This is a genomic window from Wenzhouxiangella indolica (genome assembly GCF_042310355.1).
GTDB lineage: Bacteria > Pseudomonadota > Gammaproteobacteria > Xanthomonadales > Wenzhouxiangellaceae > Wenzhouxiangella.
This window is the reverse complement of sequence record NZ_JBHJMR010000005.1, coordinates 26020-39682: the sequence shown is the minus strand read 5'-3', so window position 1 is coordinate 39682 and position 13663 is coordinate 26020. Positions and strand designations below refer to the sequence as shown.

Below are 13663 nucleotides of genomic sequence, written 5' to 3'. Positions count from 1 at the left end.
AGTGATCCTTTTCGCCCGCATGTCATCGAGCCGACTGCCGGGCAAAATGCTCAAGCAACTTGGCCCAACGACCCTGTTCGATCGTGTCGTTCGTCGTGCCGAACTGCTGGGCCACGAACTCGTTCTGGCAACTTCGGAAGAAGAAAGTGATGACGAGCTGGCAGAACATGCTCGTGAGCTGGGGCTGAAGACCTACCGCGGCCCCCTGAACGATGTACTGGGCCGCGCCGTAGCAGCGGCCCGATACGCCGGGTTTGACGCATTTGCCCGCCTTTGCGGGGATCGACCCTTCCTGCCGCTCATGGACATGCAGCGGGGCCTCGAATTGATGCGCCTCCGGCTCGAACAAGGCGATCCGCTCGACCTGGTGACGACTCACCTGCCCTCGCCGGTTCCGGCCGGACTGACGACAGAAGTCATCCGCACCGACGCCCTGGAAAGGGCATGGGAAATGGCAGAAACCACCGAGCAACTCGAGCATGTCACAACGCTGTTCTATCAGAAGCCCGATAGCTTCCGAATTCATGCGCTGGCAACCGATCTGCGCGACCTGGGATCGGTTCACCTGTCCGTGGATTCTGAACGGGATCGCCAGTTGATCGGAAGCATTCTCGTACAGCATCCGGAGCTGGACCTGGCCGAACACGAAGCTGCGAAGTGCTGGCGCCGACTGCATACGGCGCATCGAGCCTGATGGGAAAGTTTCGTGCCGAACCGATCACGGACTCCCAGGCCGCCGCTTTCTGGACCGATTCGCCCCAGGCGACCGGCTTCACGCACCCGGATATGCTCGCGCAGTGTGCCGATCGAGTCGACTGGTGGGGCGCGTGGCGATCGGAAGACCTGGTCGCCGTCTGGCCGGTCTGCGCGACGGAGTCGGAGATGGCTCGACCGCCCATTTTCCTCTACTACGTAGGCCCGATGTTCAGTGGCGAGATCCACGATTTCAAATATCATCGCTACCAGGCCATTCGCCAGCAGGCTCTCGAGGTGCTGATCCCGCAGGTCCTGTCCCACTATGGCGCCCTGCGCTTCTCGATGCCGCCGGGCGAAACGGACATGCGGGCATTCGATTGGTGGAATCATGATCACGCCGACTCCGGACGGTTCCAGTTGCACGTGAGACAGACCGCGCGTATTCAGGACCTCCAGCGCCCTATCGAGCAACTTCGACAGGACATGGCGCGCAATCGCAAGCGTGACCTGAGGCTGAAACCGACCCGTCTGCGTGGACCGACATCGGACTGGAGCCCCGATGAAATCGTGGCGCTCCACAACGAACCGATGTTGCGTCAGGATCAACGCATCCCGAGCGAGAGGATCGACACGCTCCAACGCGTCATTGCCGCCGCCGATAACGGACGAGGTGCCGTACTTGCCTGGCGCGACGAAGAGGACGGAAGCCTGGCATCAGTCATCGTCCTCATCTACGGCCCACGCGAGGCCAACGATGTGTTGTGCGTCGCTTCCGAAAGATGGCGTGATCGAGGCCTGGCCGCCTGGACAACCTGGAAGGGTATCCAGCGGGCCCGCGCCGACGGCAAGGAGACCTTCGACTTCAATGGCGCCAACAGTCCAACCCGCGCCGCCGACAAGCACAGCTACAACGCCCGTGCCGAGATCTACTTCAATATCACCTATGCACCCGCGGGTGGATAACGCGTGGGAAGATCGCGTTTACCGGCAGGGTCGCCAGATCAACCGCTGGCCCTACACAACCGTGGTGTCCGGTGTGATGCGCGCGCTGGGGAACGCCTCCAGGTCACGGACCCGAGTTCTCGACCTCGGCTGCGGCACCGGCAACAATCTGCGATTTCTGGCCGAAGAAGGCTTCCAGGCATACGGAGTCGACGCATCGCAAGCCGCAATCAGCATTGCCGAACGCCAGCTCGGGGAATGGGGGCTCGACGCCGAGCTTCAACTGGCCGACTTCACCCACTTGCCCTTCGATGATAACTACTTCGACATGGTCATTGACCGCGCGGCGATCGTGCACAACGAGTACGCGGAGGTCCTTCGCGCACTCGACGAGGCGCGTCGCGTCCTCAAGCCGGGGGCTCAACTCTTCTCGATCGGACTGAAGGGCGTCAACCATCCGGACCGGAACTACGGAAGCCGAATCGGCCCACACACCTGGAACAACTTCACGGCCGGCAAGTTCGAGACAGTCGGTGTGACCTGCTTCTTCGAGCCCGAAGACATCCGAGGACTGTTCTCCGGATTCTCGGCGACCGAAGTCGAATGCCACCGCGTGTCCGAAGAGGATGGCCGAATCCTGGACGAGGAGTTCAAAGTGCGGGCCAGAAAATGAGCGGACTGATTCGTGTCGGCATCATCAACGATACCCGCAATGCGCACCACATGGGATGCTGGCTGGTGATGAGGAACCTCTTCCGCCTCCTGGGAGAGCATCGAATGAAAGTGGAATGGTGCTGGCCAACCGGCAGGGAGTGGCGAACGAGCCGCACCCTGAATCGCCGGCGTCGCGTCGATCTCGTCCTCGTCAACGCCGAGGGCAGCATCCACGACAGCCAGGACCACCCGCTGGCAGAACGTTTCGCCAGCGTTGCCGGACACTTCAAGACAAAGTTCGACATACCCAGCGTGCTGATCAACGCCACGGTTCACAACAACCAGCCTGAGATCAACGATCTGCTGTCCGACTACGCGCTGATCTTCACGCGCGACACAGCCAGTACGCAGGCATTGGGTTCGGCCGGGATAGACGCCGAGACCGTTTCCGATCTGACACTCGCGTACCCGTTGGATCACCGAAACGAAAGCAGCGTGAGCTCTCGTCCGATGGTGACCGACAGCGCCAGTCGCGGCATTTCGAGACAACTTGAAGGCTTTGCTCGAAGCCAGGGCTACCCATACATTCCAATACAGTACGCCAGGTTTCCGCATCCGCACCGCATCGCGACACCCCGAAGGTATCTGGGAAAAGCCCGTCGCTGGATATTCGACAAGATCCGACACCGCCCCGGCCTGGACAGATACATTTCCCGGATCCGCGACAGTTCCGTAGTCATCACGGGTCGCTATCACGCCGTCACGATGTGCCTGCTGACCGCCGCACCATTCCTCGCGGTGGAATCCAGCATCCCGAAGATCTCCTGGCTGCTACAGGATGCCTTCGGAAGCACCGACCGGGTAGTCCGGGAAGTCCGCGAACTTGCCGACATCGCAAGCGCGGCGCCCCGGGCATGGTCAACGCACGAACGCGCTCGCCTCGATCGCTATCTCGAGTCTTGCCAGGCCTCGAATGATCGGATGATGACGCGGATTCGCCAGGTCGCGTGAACAGCGGAAAATAGTGGCGGACTCAGATCGACACGGCACGTGCACACCCGAGCACGGCGAGAGCTGGCTGGCGGGGCAGAACCTTCCCGAGCAGGCCCTGATCTGTGGTTCGGCGCCGGCCCTGCTCGAGGAATTCGATGCCGGCAAAGCACGAATGCCCGAAGCATCAGTCATCGCCGTCAACGAGTCCGCCCGGGTCATCCACGCGGATTTCCTGATGACCCAGCATCCCGAAAAGGCCGAACGATTTCGCAAGCTGAGCAGGAATCCCGGGATCATCGTTCACACGGGCAAGCCGCGTGAACGCGCCCTGCAGCCCGGGATCCACGTTTACTGGCCCGGCTGCGTCACCCTGGCCACCAGCGGCGGCAGCGCCATCAAGATCGCAATCAAGATGGGTTTTTCGGAGATCGTGCTTTGCGGCATGCCGATGAACGGGGGCGACGGCTACTTTTCGCGGTCCAGCCTGGAACGCGACGAGCCGCGATTCGGCCTAGAGGACCCTGATTCCGACTACATACGAGGCTACCGCAAGGCGCTTATGGATTTTGTCGAAGAACACCCCGACGCGCTCGAAAAAGTTCGCAGCATGAGCGGATTTACCCGAGAGCTATTCGGCCCGCCCGAGTGGAACCAACGGTTTCCCGGAAATCGGAAACCGAATAACAATTGAAACCAATAGTTGAAGCCTACTTCAGAGCCTATCCCTGGCTAGCCAGGAGCCCGATTAAAACCGGCCTGGCAACCGGCTTGGCGCTTGGCCTGTTCCGTCGCGAGGATTTCCACTACCTCGACGAACTCAATGCGGGCAGGACGGGCAAGTGGGCATCGGAAAGCCACAATCTCCGCGGCCTCCTGCCATGGGAGAGCGAAGCGCTGAAGGCTCATTTCCCGTCACGCGGGAGGTTGCTGATCACCGCCGCCGGCGGCGGTCGGGAGGTCCTCGCCCTGGAACCGCTGGGTTACGAACTGGAAGCCTTCGAGTGCAATCCCGAGCTCACCGCGGCCGCTAATCGTCACCTTGAAAAGCATCGGATGAACAGTCGAGTCCAGATCTGCCCACGCGACGAAGCACCGGCAACAACCGGGCGATTCGACGGTGTCGTGGTCGGCTGGGGCTCCTATACACTGATCATGAATCGCGACAAGCGCGTCGAGTTCCTCAGCTCGCTTGCCGGGCACCTTGACGACGGCGCCCCGCTCCTCCTCAGCTACTTTGCGCTGGAAGGCGAGCCCGGCCCCGGAGATCGAACACAACGCGCCGTGGCCAGCCTGATCCGGCGTATGCGGCGAGAGAAGCCGCTGGATGACGGAGATGTCATGGACTGGAACTACCGCCATCGATTCACGGCCGAGGAAGTTCGCAGCGAACTGGCCGATGCGGGTTACGAAACCGCACATGTCAGCGAACAAGGCTATCCGCATGCGGTGGGAATCCGGAGAGTGCAACGCGATGGGTGAAACTCGCGCGGGCTCAGTAAGTCACGGGCGTTTCAGCGACGATTCACCGGCCGCCCGGGACTACTTGCTGATCCGCGAAGACAACTGGCCGGAAGTGATCCCCGAGCCCTTCCCGCACATCGTCATCGACAACGCACTCCCTGACGAGGCATTCGCCGCACTTTGCCGCTCGATGCCCGCCGACGATTACCTGGCCGGGCCGCGGCTCAAGGGTCCGAACCGCTACCACCGAAGGTCAGCGGCAGAATTACTCAAGGACGAGGAACTTGACTTGTCGGCGCCCTGGCGGACTTTCCTGCAACAGCATCTCAGCCAGGACTTCTACGAAACTTGCCTGTCCGTCTTCTCCCGGTTCCTCCAGGATGCCGATGCCGTATTCCGGAAACGTGCGGGCGCGGGTCTTGACGAACTGCGCCCTGCCATGCGCAACGGGAGCGAAGGCGGGCACGAAGACGCCTGGCTGGAGTGCCAGATCTCCCACGTAACGCCAGCCGATGCAGCCGGGAGCCCACTGGGCCCTCACGTGGATCGCGAAGTGGCGCTCTGGGCGGGTCTTTTCTATCTCCGCGGGGTCGGCGCCGAACAAGGCGGCGACCTGGTCTTCTACCGCTTCCGGGAGCCCCGCAACCGGGAGTACTGGAGGGACCGAATGATTCCACCGAGCCTCGTCGAGCCGGTCAAGACAATCGATGCCAGGGAAAACCGGCTTGTCCTTTTCCTGCACGGACCGGATGCCATACACGGCGTCACGCCGCGCCGACCCGGTCAATCGCCCCGACAATCGGTGAACCTGGTCTGCGAGGCGCCTTTCAAGATCTGGGACATCGCGACCTGGCAGACGAAGCCGGACGTCTTCCCGACCGCGACCGACTGATTGGTCGTGACGAGATTCGAGATTCGTGATCATCAGCTACAAGCACCGATTCATCTTCGTTCATTGCCGAAAGGCCGCAGGCTCGTCCATTACGGCCTACCTGAACCGTCATCTCGGTCCGGACGACATCCAGATCGGGATCTGGAAGGGCTCACTGCACGCCGGCGGGCAAACGACGCGCCGCGTTGTACGCGAATGCTTCAAGCCAGCCGGCATCCGCGCCATCGCCCGACGCCTGGGCCAATCGATACGCACCCGGCGGCGACCCACGGCCGGCCAATTGCTCAACGCCGCGAACCGGGCCCACTGGGCCAGATGGTTTCCCGCCAAGCCCATGCACCCGACGGCCGAAGAAATCGCGGCAACCTTCCCGGAAGAATGGGAGCAGTTCTTCAAATTCTGTTTCGTGCGCAACCCCTGGGACCGCACAGTTTCGGAATTCACGTGGGCACGCGCAGCCGAAAAGGGAGTGTCGTTTGAAGAGTTCGTCGAACGAATTGCCGATCCCGACCGGCCGGACCCCGAGAAAGTACGTCCGGTACCGGTCAATACCTGGCCCATGTATACCCTGGGAGGCGAAGTCGCGGTCGATTTCGTCGGACGCTTCGAAAGCCTGCAGAATGACATGCGAGCGATCTGTCATCGCATCGGCATCCCGTTCGAACCCGAATGCTTCCCGACTCTCAAGCGTGGCCCGGGGTGGGACTACACAAGCTTCTACACAGACCATGAAACGGAAATGATCCGGCGGACTCATGAACCGGAAATCAACCAGTTCAACTATCGCTTTTGCGAATGAACAACGTCTATCTTCACCTCGGAAAATACCTGTGGGGCAATATCGCGCCCATTCTGCGCGAGCGAGGCGTCTGGAAACGGACGATCTGGGCACGCGAAGCCCTGCAGGGCGCACATCCGGACCACGAGGAGCGAGCCCGGCATCTCGGCCCCCACAGCTACCGGGGCATCGATCCGGAGCTCTACGACCGGCTTTATCCCCGGCTGTACCAGTTCATGAGCATGTACGCCCGCAACAACAAGGTCAACCAGTTCGGCTACAGCCTCAAGACCATTCACGACTTCGTCGACATCTTCAACATCCAGATCAACTACTACGCCACGACGTTCGCCGACGAGGCGATCGACCTGGCGGTGTTCAATCGCGCACCCCACACGGGAGCCGATTTCATCGCCTATCACGTTGCACGCGCCCTTGGCATCAAGACCCTGATTCTTCAGCGCAACCACTTCCCCGGACGCTTCTTCCACGTCTTTGAGCACGAAGACTATGGCCTGTTCAGGACATCCAGGATTCTGGAGAATCCGGAGCCGATGCCGATCGAGCGTCAGTTCGAGAAGGACCTGCCCTACGTCGAGGCCCACAAACGCAAGAGCCTGCGTGACCGGGCCCGCACCTGGCCGGAGTACGCGTTCCTCGCCAAGACCTGGCATCGAGGGAACATCGGTGAAGCCGCATTCCAGTACGTCCAGGAGCGAAAATACCGCTACTGGAACCAACGGCTTACCGTCCGAAAGCCCGATACCAGCGGTGATTTCGTCTACTTCCCGCTACATTTCCAGCCCGAGCAGAACACGACCGCCTGGGGCGGCATGTACGACGACCAGCTCCTGGCAATCGAGCAACTGTCGCGCAAACTGCCCGATGGCTGGAAAATTCTGGTCAAGGAGAATCCGCTCCAGCCCGGCTTCATGCGAGGAAAATGGTTCTACGAGCGCCTCAACGGCATTGCGAATGCCGAACTGGTGCCCGTCGAAACCGACACGTACGAGCTTTTGCACAAATGCCGCTTCGCAGCGACAATAACGGGCACTGTGGGATGGGAGTCGATCACCGGCGGCAAACCCGTGCTGGTTTTCGGCCCCGGCTGCTGGTACAGAACCCTGCCCGGCGTCGTTTTCTACAGCCACGACTTCAGGGTCGAGGACATTTTGAACACCCAGATCGATCACGACGAACTGCAAGAGGCCGTGGGTCAACTGCTCGCACGCTGCGGCAGGGGCGAGATATTCAAGCGAATCGGCCACCCGAATCCACACCTCGAGTCCACCGAGAATCACACGCGGATTGCCGACTCGATTCAACGCATGCTGACCTGAGCACAATCACGGCTTCCCGGATGGAGGCCCAAAAGAGGGGATCATGGAACACGACAAAAGGGGAATGACCGTCCTGACCTACGGAACATTCGATATGTTCCATGTCGGTCATGTTCGGTTGATACAACGTCTCGCGGAACTGGGCGAGCGCGTCATCGTCGGCGTCTCCACCGATGAATTCAATTTGAAGAAGGGTAAGCGGGCCATATTCTCCTACCCCTATCGCGCCGAGATCATCTCGTCGCTAAAGGGGGTCGATCATGTCATTCCCGAGGATGCCTGGGAACAGAAAGTCGAGGATATCAAGCGTCACGATGTGGACCTGCTCGTAATGGGCGAGGACTGGCAAGGTAAGTTCGATGACCTGTCCGCCTACTGCGAAGTCCGCTATCTACCCAGAACACGAAACGTGTCGACCACTTCGATCAAGGACGCCATCGACCGCCTCTCGTCCGTTGGCGACAGCGACCTGGTGTCGGCAATCGAGATCCTCGAATTCCTCAACCGGGACCTCCATTGACCGTCACCCGATTCGAGCGACTCTTCCAGTCGCAGGCCCGACTGATCATGGGGTCGAACTGGCGGCGTATGTTCGCCATGATCGCCCTGCTGCCGATCTGGGCACTGTCCTTCCTGGTGCCCCGCAGAAAGGACCTGTGGGTGCTCGGAACCTGGGACGGACTGACCTACACCGACAACACGCGCCACCTCCATGCGTGGATCAGCGCCAACCGAAAACCAGGCATCAGAGCGGTCTGGATCACTCGCAACCTCGAACTGGCCGAGGAACTGAGAGATCTCGGTGGCGATGCCGCGTCCCTGTACAGCGTTCGCGGCATCTGGCTCTGCCTCCGAGCCGGCACGTACATTTTCACGCACACGGTCGACGACATTTGTCTCTGGCTTTCCGGCCGCGCATTCCGCGTCAACCTGTGGCACGGCGTGCCCCTGAAGAAGATCAACTTCGACAACCGCTTCGACCGCTATCGGAATGCCCGGGGACTGAAACGGCTGGCGAACTGGCCTCACCGACTCAAGCGCCTTGTAAAGCCCCACCGCATCGTGGTGTCTTCCGACTCCCAGGTGCCGGTTTTTTCCGGCGCCTTCCGCATCGATCCCGAGCGAGTGCTGCCGTTGGGGTATCCTCGAAACGACCGGCTGGTCGACCCCGGCTTTCCGTCGCTGCTGTTATCGATTGAATCAAGATGGCTCGACCGCCTGCACGGCCTAAAGGCCCAGGGCCGCAGGATCGTACTGTACATGCCCACTTTTCGCCGCAACGAGAATCCGGGCCAGTATCAAAAGGCACTGAACGCGGACGAACTCGATCAGCACCTGTCGCAACTCGATGCACACCTTCTGATCAAGGCACACCCGATGTCGACGGACTTCACCAGCTTCGAACAGAACGGCCATGACCGAATTGACTGCATGCCGACGGGCATGGACCCCTACCTCATCCTGGCACTGGCTGATATTTTGCTGACCGACTACTCGTCCATCTTCTACGATTACCTGCTGCTCGACCGACCGATCATCTTCTATCCATTCGATATCGAGCACTACCAGAAGATGGAACGAGAGCTTTACTTCGATTACGATCGCTACGTTCCCGGTCCGGTCGTCGGCACGCCACAAGAGATGCTCGACCAGATCCAGAGAGCCCTTCGGCTCGAGGACGGGTACCAGGCAAGGCGCAAGGAACTCCTGACCGAAATATTCGACACCAACGGCGGAAACAGTTGCGGTCGGATTGTTTCCGACATCGTTGCCACCATCGGAGCGGAGCCGACAGCCCGTGTTTGACAACGTCCGCAAGACGCTTCAATTGCTCACAAGAGCGGAATCGAAGAGGGCCCTGTTGGTTCTCGCGCTGATGGTTGCCACAGCATTGGCCGAAGTTCTGGGCGTGGCGGCGGTCCTGCCATTCATTGGTGTACTTTCGCAGCCCGAATTGGTTCATGAAAACGAATGGCTACAGTGGCTTTACGTCACCCTCGGCTTCGAGACCGAACGTCGATTCCTTTTCTTCCTGGGCCTGGGCTTCTTCGTGGTTCTCTTGGTCTCGATCGGCAGCAAGATCACGTTCAAATGGGCCATGGCCAAACTCAGTGAGCGAATCGGCTACTCCCTGGCCCGGCGGCTCGTGGCTGGCTATCTCCGTCAACCCTATGAATGGTTTCTCAATCAGCATAGTTCGAATATCGGAAAGACAGTGCTCTCCGAGGTCGAAGCCGTGCTAGCAGGCTCGATCAAGCCGCTGATGGAAGTCCTGTCCAAGGGTTTGGTCGCGCTTTTCATCGTCGGACTGCTTGTCATCGTAGACCCGCTTCTAGCGGGCGCGGCGGGCCTGGGATTGCTAGTTGCCTACATATTGGCCTACATGGTGCTCCGGGGACCTCTCAAGCGTCTCGGCCAACGGCGCCTGGCCGCCAACCAGCGCCGCTTCCGCGCGATCAGCGAATCATTCGGGGGCATCAAGGAGCTCAAGATCGGCGGCCTGGAAGGCGCTGCGCTGGAACAATTCAAGGAACCCGCACGAGAGTTTGCCGGGATGCGCGCCAAATCTGCGATCCTGTCGGGTGTCCCGCCGCTGATCATCGAAGCCTTCATCATGGGCGGTGTCGTTCTGTTCGCGTTGTTTGCCGTTTCCGGACCGGATGAACTGCGATCCACACTCCCGATACTCGCCTTGTTCGCCTTCGCTGTCCTTCGAATGAAGCCGGCGCTTCAGATGATGTATGTCAACCTCGGGAAGCTACGCTTCTCGGGCCCCGCCCTGGACAACCTGCACGATACCCTGGAATCACTGACACCCGAAACCGGTAGCCACCTCGGCACCAGGCGCGAGTCACCACTCAAGGTTGAGCGAGGAATAGAACTCAGGAACATCCATTACCGCTACCCGGGCGCGAACACGGACGCCATCAAGGGTATAGACATCTCCGTCCCGGTCGGGACGCGAATCGGACTGGTCGGCAGCACCGGCGCGGGGAAAACGACGATCGTGGACATCGTCCTCGGCCTGCTCAGGCCCTCAGCTGGCGAGATGTGCGTCGATGAAGCCCCGATCACGCCGGACAACGTGCGCGCCTGGCGACGCACAATCGGCTACGTACCCCAGCACATCTATCTCACCGACGGCAGCATTCGGGAGAATATCGCATTCGGCATCCCACCAGAACAGATCGACGACGTACGAATCCGCAGGTCAGCCTCGATCGCGCAGCTCGACGACTTTGTGGGAAACGAACTCAGAGAGGGCTATGAGACCTTGATCGGCGAGCGTGGCGTTCGCCTGTCGGGTGGGCAGCGACAACGAATCGGAATTGCCCGGGCGCTATACCACGACCCCGCCGTCCTCGTCCTGGATGAAGCTACCAGCGCGCTCGACAACCGTACTGAACGTGCAGTGATGCAGACCCTCGACAAACTAGCCGGCCAAAAGACCATGATCATCATTGCACACAGACTCAGCACCGTTCAACGTTGCGATCAAGTCTATGTCCTGGATCACGCGCGGGTCGTCGGTGCAGGTTCCTACAATTCGCTGATGGAAAGCAACGACATTTTTCGCAGCATCGCCGAGGCTGGCTGACTAATGCCAGATTTCAGAATGAAAGTCTACGTCTTCTCGTACAACCGTGGCGAGTTTCTGGACAACTGCCTGGGCTCCATCGATCGCTGCCTGCCCGAACACGAAGTTCATGTAATCGATGACAATAGCCAGGACCTCCTGACCTGCGAGGTTCTCGAGCGCTGGTCCGACCGGTTCCGAATTCATCGGACCGCGGATTCGGATGGTGACTACAAGGTCGGGGGCTTGAACCAGAACATGCAGTGGGCTCTGGATGATGCTGTCGACGCGAAAACCGAATTCGCGTTGTTCATTCAGGACGACATGCAGATGCTGAGGCCCCTAGAGCGGCAGGATCGCCAGGCGATTCAGGAATTCTTCAGAGTTAATGAGAGTGCGACTCAGTATGTACCCTGTTTCATGAAACTTGCCAATGCACGAGACGAGACCGAAAGAACCGTCATCGACCCCTCGAACAATGCGTACATTAGGCAGCCGGGCCATAGTCGGCAGCGAGCATTCATCGACGTAGGAGTCTTCCATGCGCACCGCTTCCAAGAACTGTTCGGCCCCCTCCAGGGGGGCGAAGGGTCGAATAACGAAGAGGCCGAACGACGCGGCTTGATCATGGGGCTTGCGATTCGCCCCTTCATGATGTGGTTGCCAATGCCAATATCACACCGGGGGAAATCAAGAGGCCCCATACTAAAGGCTCAGGAACGGCTGGCGGGTGCCGGCTTTCATCCTTACACACAGCTCGATCAGAGTGCCACGAGAGCGCTGTTTACGACACACAACTCGCTTCGCCCGTTCGCTGAAAAGTGGCTGACCTGCGAAGGAGTGAAAGGCAAACGCCAATGGTCGTTCGTCGGGGGTCGATCCAGCCTCGAGGAGCAGGGAGGTTGGCGGCGAGCAATTGCCAGGCTGATGAAAGTGCAGAAAGACCTGAACCGAGCAATTCAGCGGCGCCTCGATCGGACCCTCGCTACTCGATCGGATACTCGCTAAATGGCAGCCCCAATGGTACAAGCAACCGATGCGAGCCGCCGGCCGCTAAGGGTTTGCATGCTGCACAGCAATATCACCCGTCGCAACGGTGAGGCTGCAAGCTTTTCCGACCTGACGCTGGCGCTACTGGCTGCAGGCGTCGAAGTATCTGTTCTTGCCCAGTACTGCACCGGATTCGAGTACCGTTTTGGGATCTTGCGTGCGCGCGCATCACAGCGAACTGGCATTCCGCCGGGAATTGTTAGGAAATCCCCGCTCCCACCGATATCCCCGCCAGCGGGGTGGAGACATGCTGTCGGCGGACTGCTGGACCGGATGCCACTCAGCGGCCGCCAGGCGGGACGAAAATCCCTCGAAGGGGCCGATGTCGTACTTGCAAAGAACCTGCTATCTCGAGATGCACTCAGTGAGCTCAGAAGAATTACAAGTGCTCCGGTGGTCTTCAATCACGCTGGCGATCTTGCAGCTTTTGAACAATATCGCCTGAGCGAATTCAGACAATCATACCCGGACGGAGACCTGTATTCGGTCGTGATGGACTCTTATGACCACATTTTGTGCCAATCCACTGAAATTGTACGGGAAATTGAAGAAACAAAGCCCGGCCTTTCGGGCAAACTTGTATGTCTGACGCCAAGTGTCGACTGGAAGTCAATCGAGACAGCCAGGCAAGCCGAGAGTCCGTACCCGCCTGGTCAGAGGGCGCTTGTGGCCATAGGCTCATTCCAGGCGAGGAAGAATCAACTTGGTCTTTTGCGAGGGCTGAAAAGTATGCTGAGAGAAAATGAAGAAGTCCATTTGCATTTCCTCGGCAAACCGCTGGAACAGGAGTATTACCAAGAGTGTATCAGATGGGTCGAAAAGGCGCGGCTCGGAGATAAGGTTCACTTTCATGGCCATAAGGACAACGTTCTAGTATATTTGGCCAATTGCCAAGCTTTGTTTCAGGTCTCTTTTGCAGAGGGCTTTCCAAGGGTCGTCAGAGAGGCGATGGCACTTGGCATTCCAGTTGTATCGAGGCCCCTTCCGGGGATGCTTGGGCTACTGAGGCCATGTAGGGATTTTTTTAGCCTCCACGCCGGTGACCAAAAAGAAATCCATGATGCGGCGACTGCGATCCTGGAGGACGCAACCAATACTGAAAAAGTAGTTATTTCAGCAAGATCTCTGATTGAAAAGCACTGCTCTTTCAAACGCTACTCGATTGAGGCTGATGCCCTCATGCATAAACTTTCCGGATGTGGCGGTCCGGTTCGCTTATGATGGACCAAGGCAAATCGAACCGAGAACAGAGAAAACGGCGATCCTGAAGACCGGCTGGA

14 protein-coding genes are annotated in these 13663 nt (G+C 59.4%); all 14 read left to right on the top strand.

Annotation, left to right across the window (positions count from 1 at the left end; all coding sequences use genetic code 11):
* Window position 1: 1 nt before the first annotated feature.
* Genes ACDC67_RS07665 through ACDC67_RS07600 form a run of 14 tightly spaced genes read left to right on the top strand, consistent with a single transcriptional unit; the run spans window position 2 to window position 13604 of the window.
* Window positions 2-694, top strand: coding sequence for a cytidylyltransferase domain-containing protein (locus tag ACDC67_RS07665; RefSeq protein WP_376692005.1), 693 nt, complete (start codon window positions 2-4; stop codon window positions 692-694).
* Window positions 694-1659, top strand: coding sequence for a GNAT family N-acetyltransferase (locus ACDC67_RS07660; protein WP_376692003.1), 966 nt, complete (start codon window positions 694-696; stop codon window positions 1657-1659). The genes ACDC67_RS07665 and ACDC67_RS07660 overlap by 1 nt, the downstream gene beginning before the upstream one ends.
* Window positions 1562-2311 (top strand): class I SAM-dependent methyltransferase, encoded by a 750-nt coding sequence (locus ACDC67_RS07655; protein ID WP_376692001.1) that lies wholly within the window; start codon window positions 1562-1564, stop codon window positions 2309-2311. The genes ACDC67_RS07660 and ACDC67_RS07655 overlap by 98 nt, the downstream gene beginning before the upstream one ends.
* Entirely contained in the window at window positions 2308-3303 is a 996-nt protein-coding gene (locus ACDC67_RS07650; RefSeq protein ID WP_376691999.1) for a polysaccharide pyruvyl transferase family protein, read from the top strand. Before ACDC67_RS07655 ends, ACDC67_RS07650 begins: the two co-directional genes overlap by 4 nt.
* A gap of 13 nt (window positions 3304-3316) precedes the next feature.
* The gene (locus ACDC67_RS07645) at window positions 3317-3976 is read left to right on the top strand and encodes a motility associated factor glycosyltransferase family protein (protein WP_376691998.1); all 660 of its coding nucleotides are present in this window, start codon (window positions 3317-3319) and stop codon (window positions 3974-3976) included.
* On the top strand, window positions 3973-4764 hold the full coding sequence (locus ACDC67_RS07640; protein ID WP_376691996.1) for a methyltransferase domain-containing protein: 792 nt from the start codon (window positions 3973-3975) through the stop codon (window positions 4762-4764). Before ACDC67_RS07645 ends, ACDC67_RS07640 begins: the two co-directional genes overlap by 4 nt.
* Window positions 4757-5638: a hypothetical protein gene (locus ACDC67_RS07635; protein ID WP_376691994.1), complete on the top strand. Its 882-nt coding sequence runs from the start codon at window positions 4757-4759 to the stop codon at window positions 5636-5638. Before ACDC67_RS07640 ends, ACDC67_RS07635 begins: the two co-directional genes overlap by 8 nt.
* Before the next feature lie 25 nt (window positions 5639-5663).
* A complete protein-coding gene (locus ACDC67_RS07630; protein ID WP_376691992.1) occupies window positions 5664-6437 on the top strand; it encodes a sulfotransferase family 2 domain-containing protein in 774 nt (257 codons plus the stop codon).
* Complete coding sequence (locus ACDC67_RS07625) at window positions 6434-7756, top strand: capsular polysaccharide export protein, LipB/KpsS family (protein WP_376691990.1); 1323 nt, start codon at window positions 6434-6436, stop codon at window positions 7754-7756. Before ACDC67_RS07630 ends, ACDC67_RS07625 begins: the two co-directional genes overlap by 4 nt.
* Window positions 7757-7799: 43 nt before the next feature.
* A complete protein-coding gene (locus ACDC67_RS07620; protein ID WP_376691988.1) occupies window positions 7800-8276 on the top strand; it encodes an adenylyltransferase/cytidyltransferase family protein in 477 nt (158 codons plus the stop codon).
* A complete protein-coding gene (locus tag ACDC67_RS07615) occupies window positions 8273-9562 on the top strand; it encodes a CDP-glycerol glycerophosphotransferase family protein (RefSeq protein ID WP_376691987.1) in 1290 nt (429 codons plus the stop codon). Before ACDC67_RS07620 ends, ACDC67_RS07615 begins: the two co-directional genes overlap by 4 nt.
* Window positions 9555-11354, top strand: a complete 1800-nt coding sequence (locus ACDC67_RS07610; protein ID WP_376691985.1) for an ABC transporter ATP-binding protein — start codon at window positions 9555-9557, stop codon at window positions 11352-11354. Before ACDC67_RS07615 ends, ACDC67_RS07610 begins: the two co-directional genes overlap by 8 nt.
* A gap of 18 nt (window positions 11355-11372) precedes the next feature.
* Entirely contained in the window at window positions 11373-12341 is a 969-nt protein-coding gene (locus ACDC67_RS07605; protein WP_376691983.1) for a glycosyltransferase family A protein, read from the top strand.
* A 57-nt stretch (window positions 12342-12398) separates the two neighbouring features.
* Window positions 12399-13604 carry a glycosyltransferase family 4 protein gene (locus ACDC67_RS07600; protein ID WP_376691981.1) on the top strand — a complete coding sequence of 402 codons (1206 nt, stop codon included), beginning with the start codon at window positions 12399-12401 and terminating at the stop codon, window positions 13602-13604.
* Window positions 13605-13663: the final 59 nt, after the last annotated feature.

Excerpts from the sequence above, each read along its gene's own strand:
- ACDC67_RS07660 (WP_376692003.1), top strand. The coding sequence starts at position 694 with ATGGGAAAGTTTCGTGCCGAACCGATCACGGACTCCCAGGCCGCCGCT.
- ACDC67_RS07655 (WP_376692001.1), top strand. The coding sequence starts at position 1,562 with ATGGCGCCAACAGTCCAACCCGCGCCGCCGACAAGCACAGCTACAACG.
- ACDC67_RS07650 (WP_376691999.1), top strand. The coding sequence starts at position 2,308 with ATGAGCGGACTGATTCGTGTCGGCATCATCAACGATACCCGCAATGCG.
- ACDC67_RS07635 (WP_376691994.1), top strand. The coding sequence starts at position 4,757 with ATGGGTGAAACTCGCGCGGGCTCAGTAAGTCACGGGCGTTTCAGCGAC.
- ACDC67_RS07625 (WP_376691990.1), top strand. The coding sequence starts at position 6,434 with ATGAACAACGTCTATCTTCACCTCGGAAAATACCTGTGGGGCAATATC.
- ACDC67_RS07620 (WP_376691988.1), top strand. The coding sequence starts at position 7,800 with ATGGAACACGACAAAAGGGGAATGACCGTCCTGACCTACGGAACATTC.
- ACDC67_RS07605 (WP_376691983.1), top strand. The coding sequence starts at position 11,373 with ATGAAAGTCTACGTCTTCTCGTACAACCGTGGCGAGTTTCTGGACAAC.
- ACDC67_RS07600 (WP_376691981.1), top strand. The coding sequence starts at position 12,399 with ATGCTGCACAGCAATATCACCCGTCGCAACGGTGAGGCTGCAAGCTTT.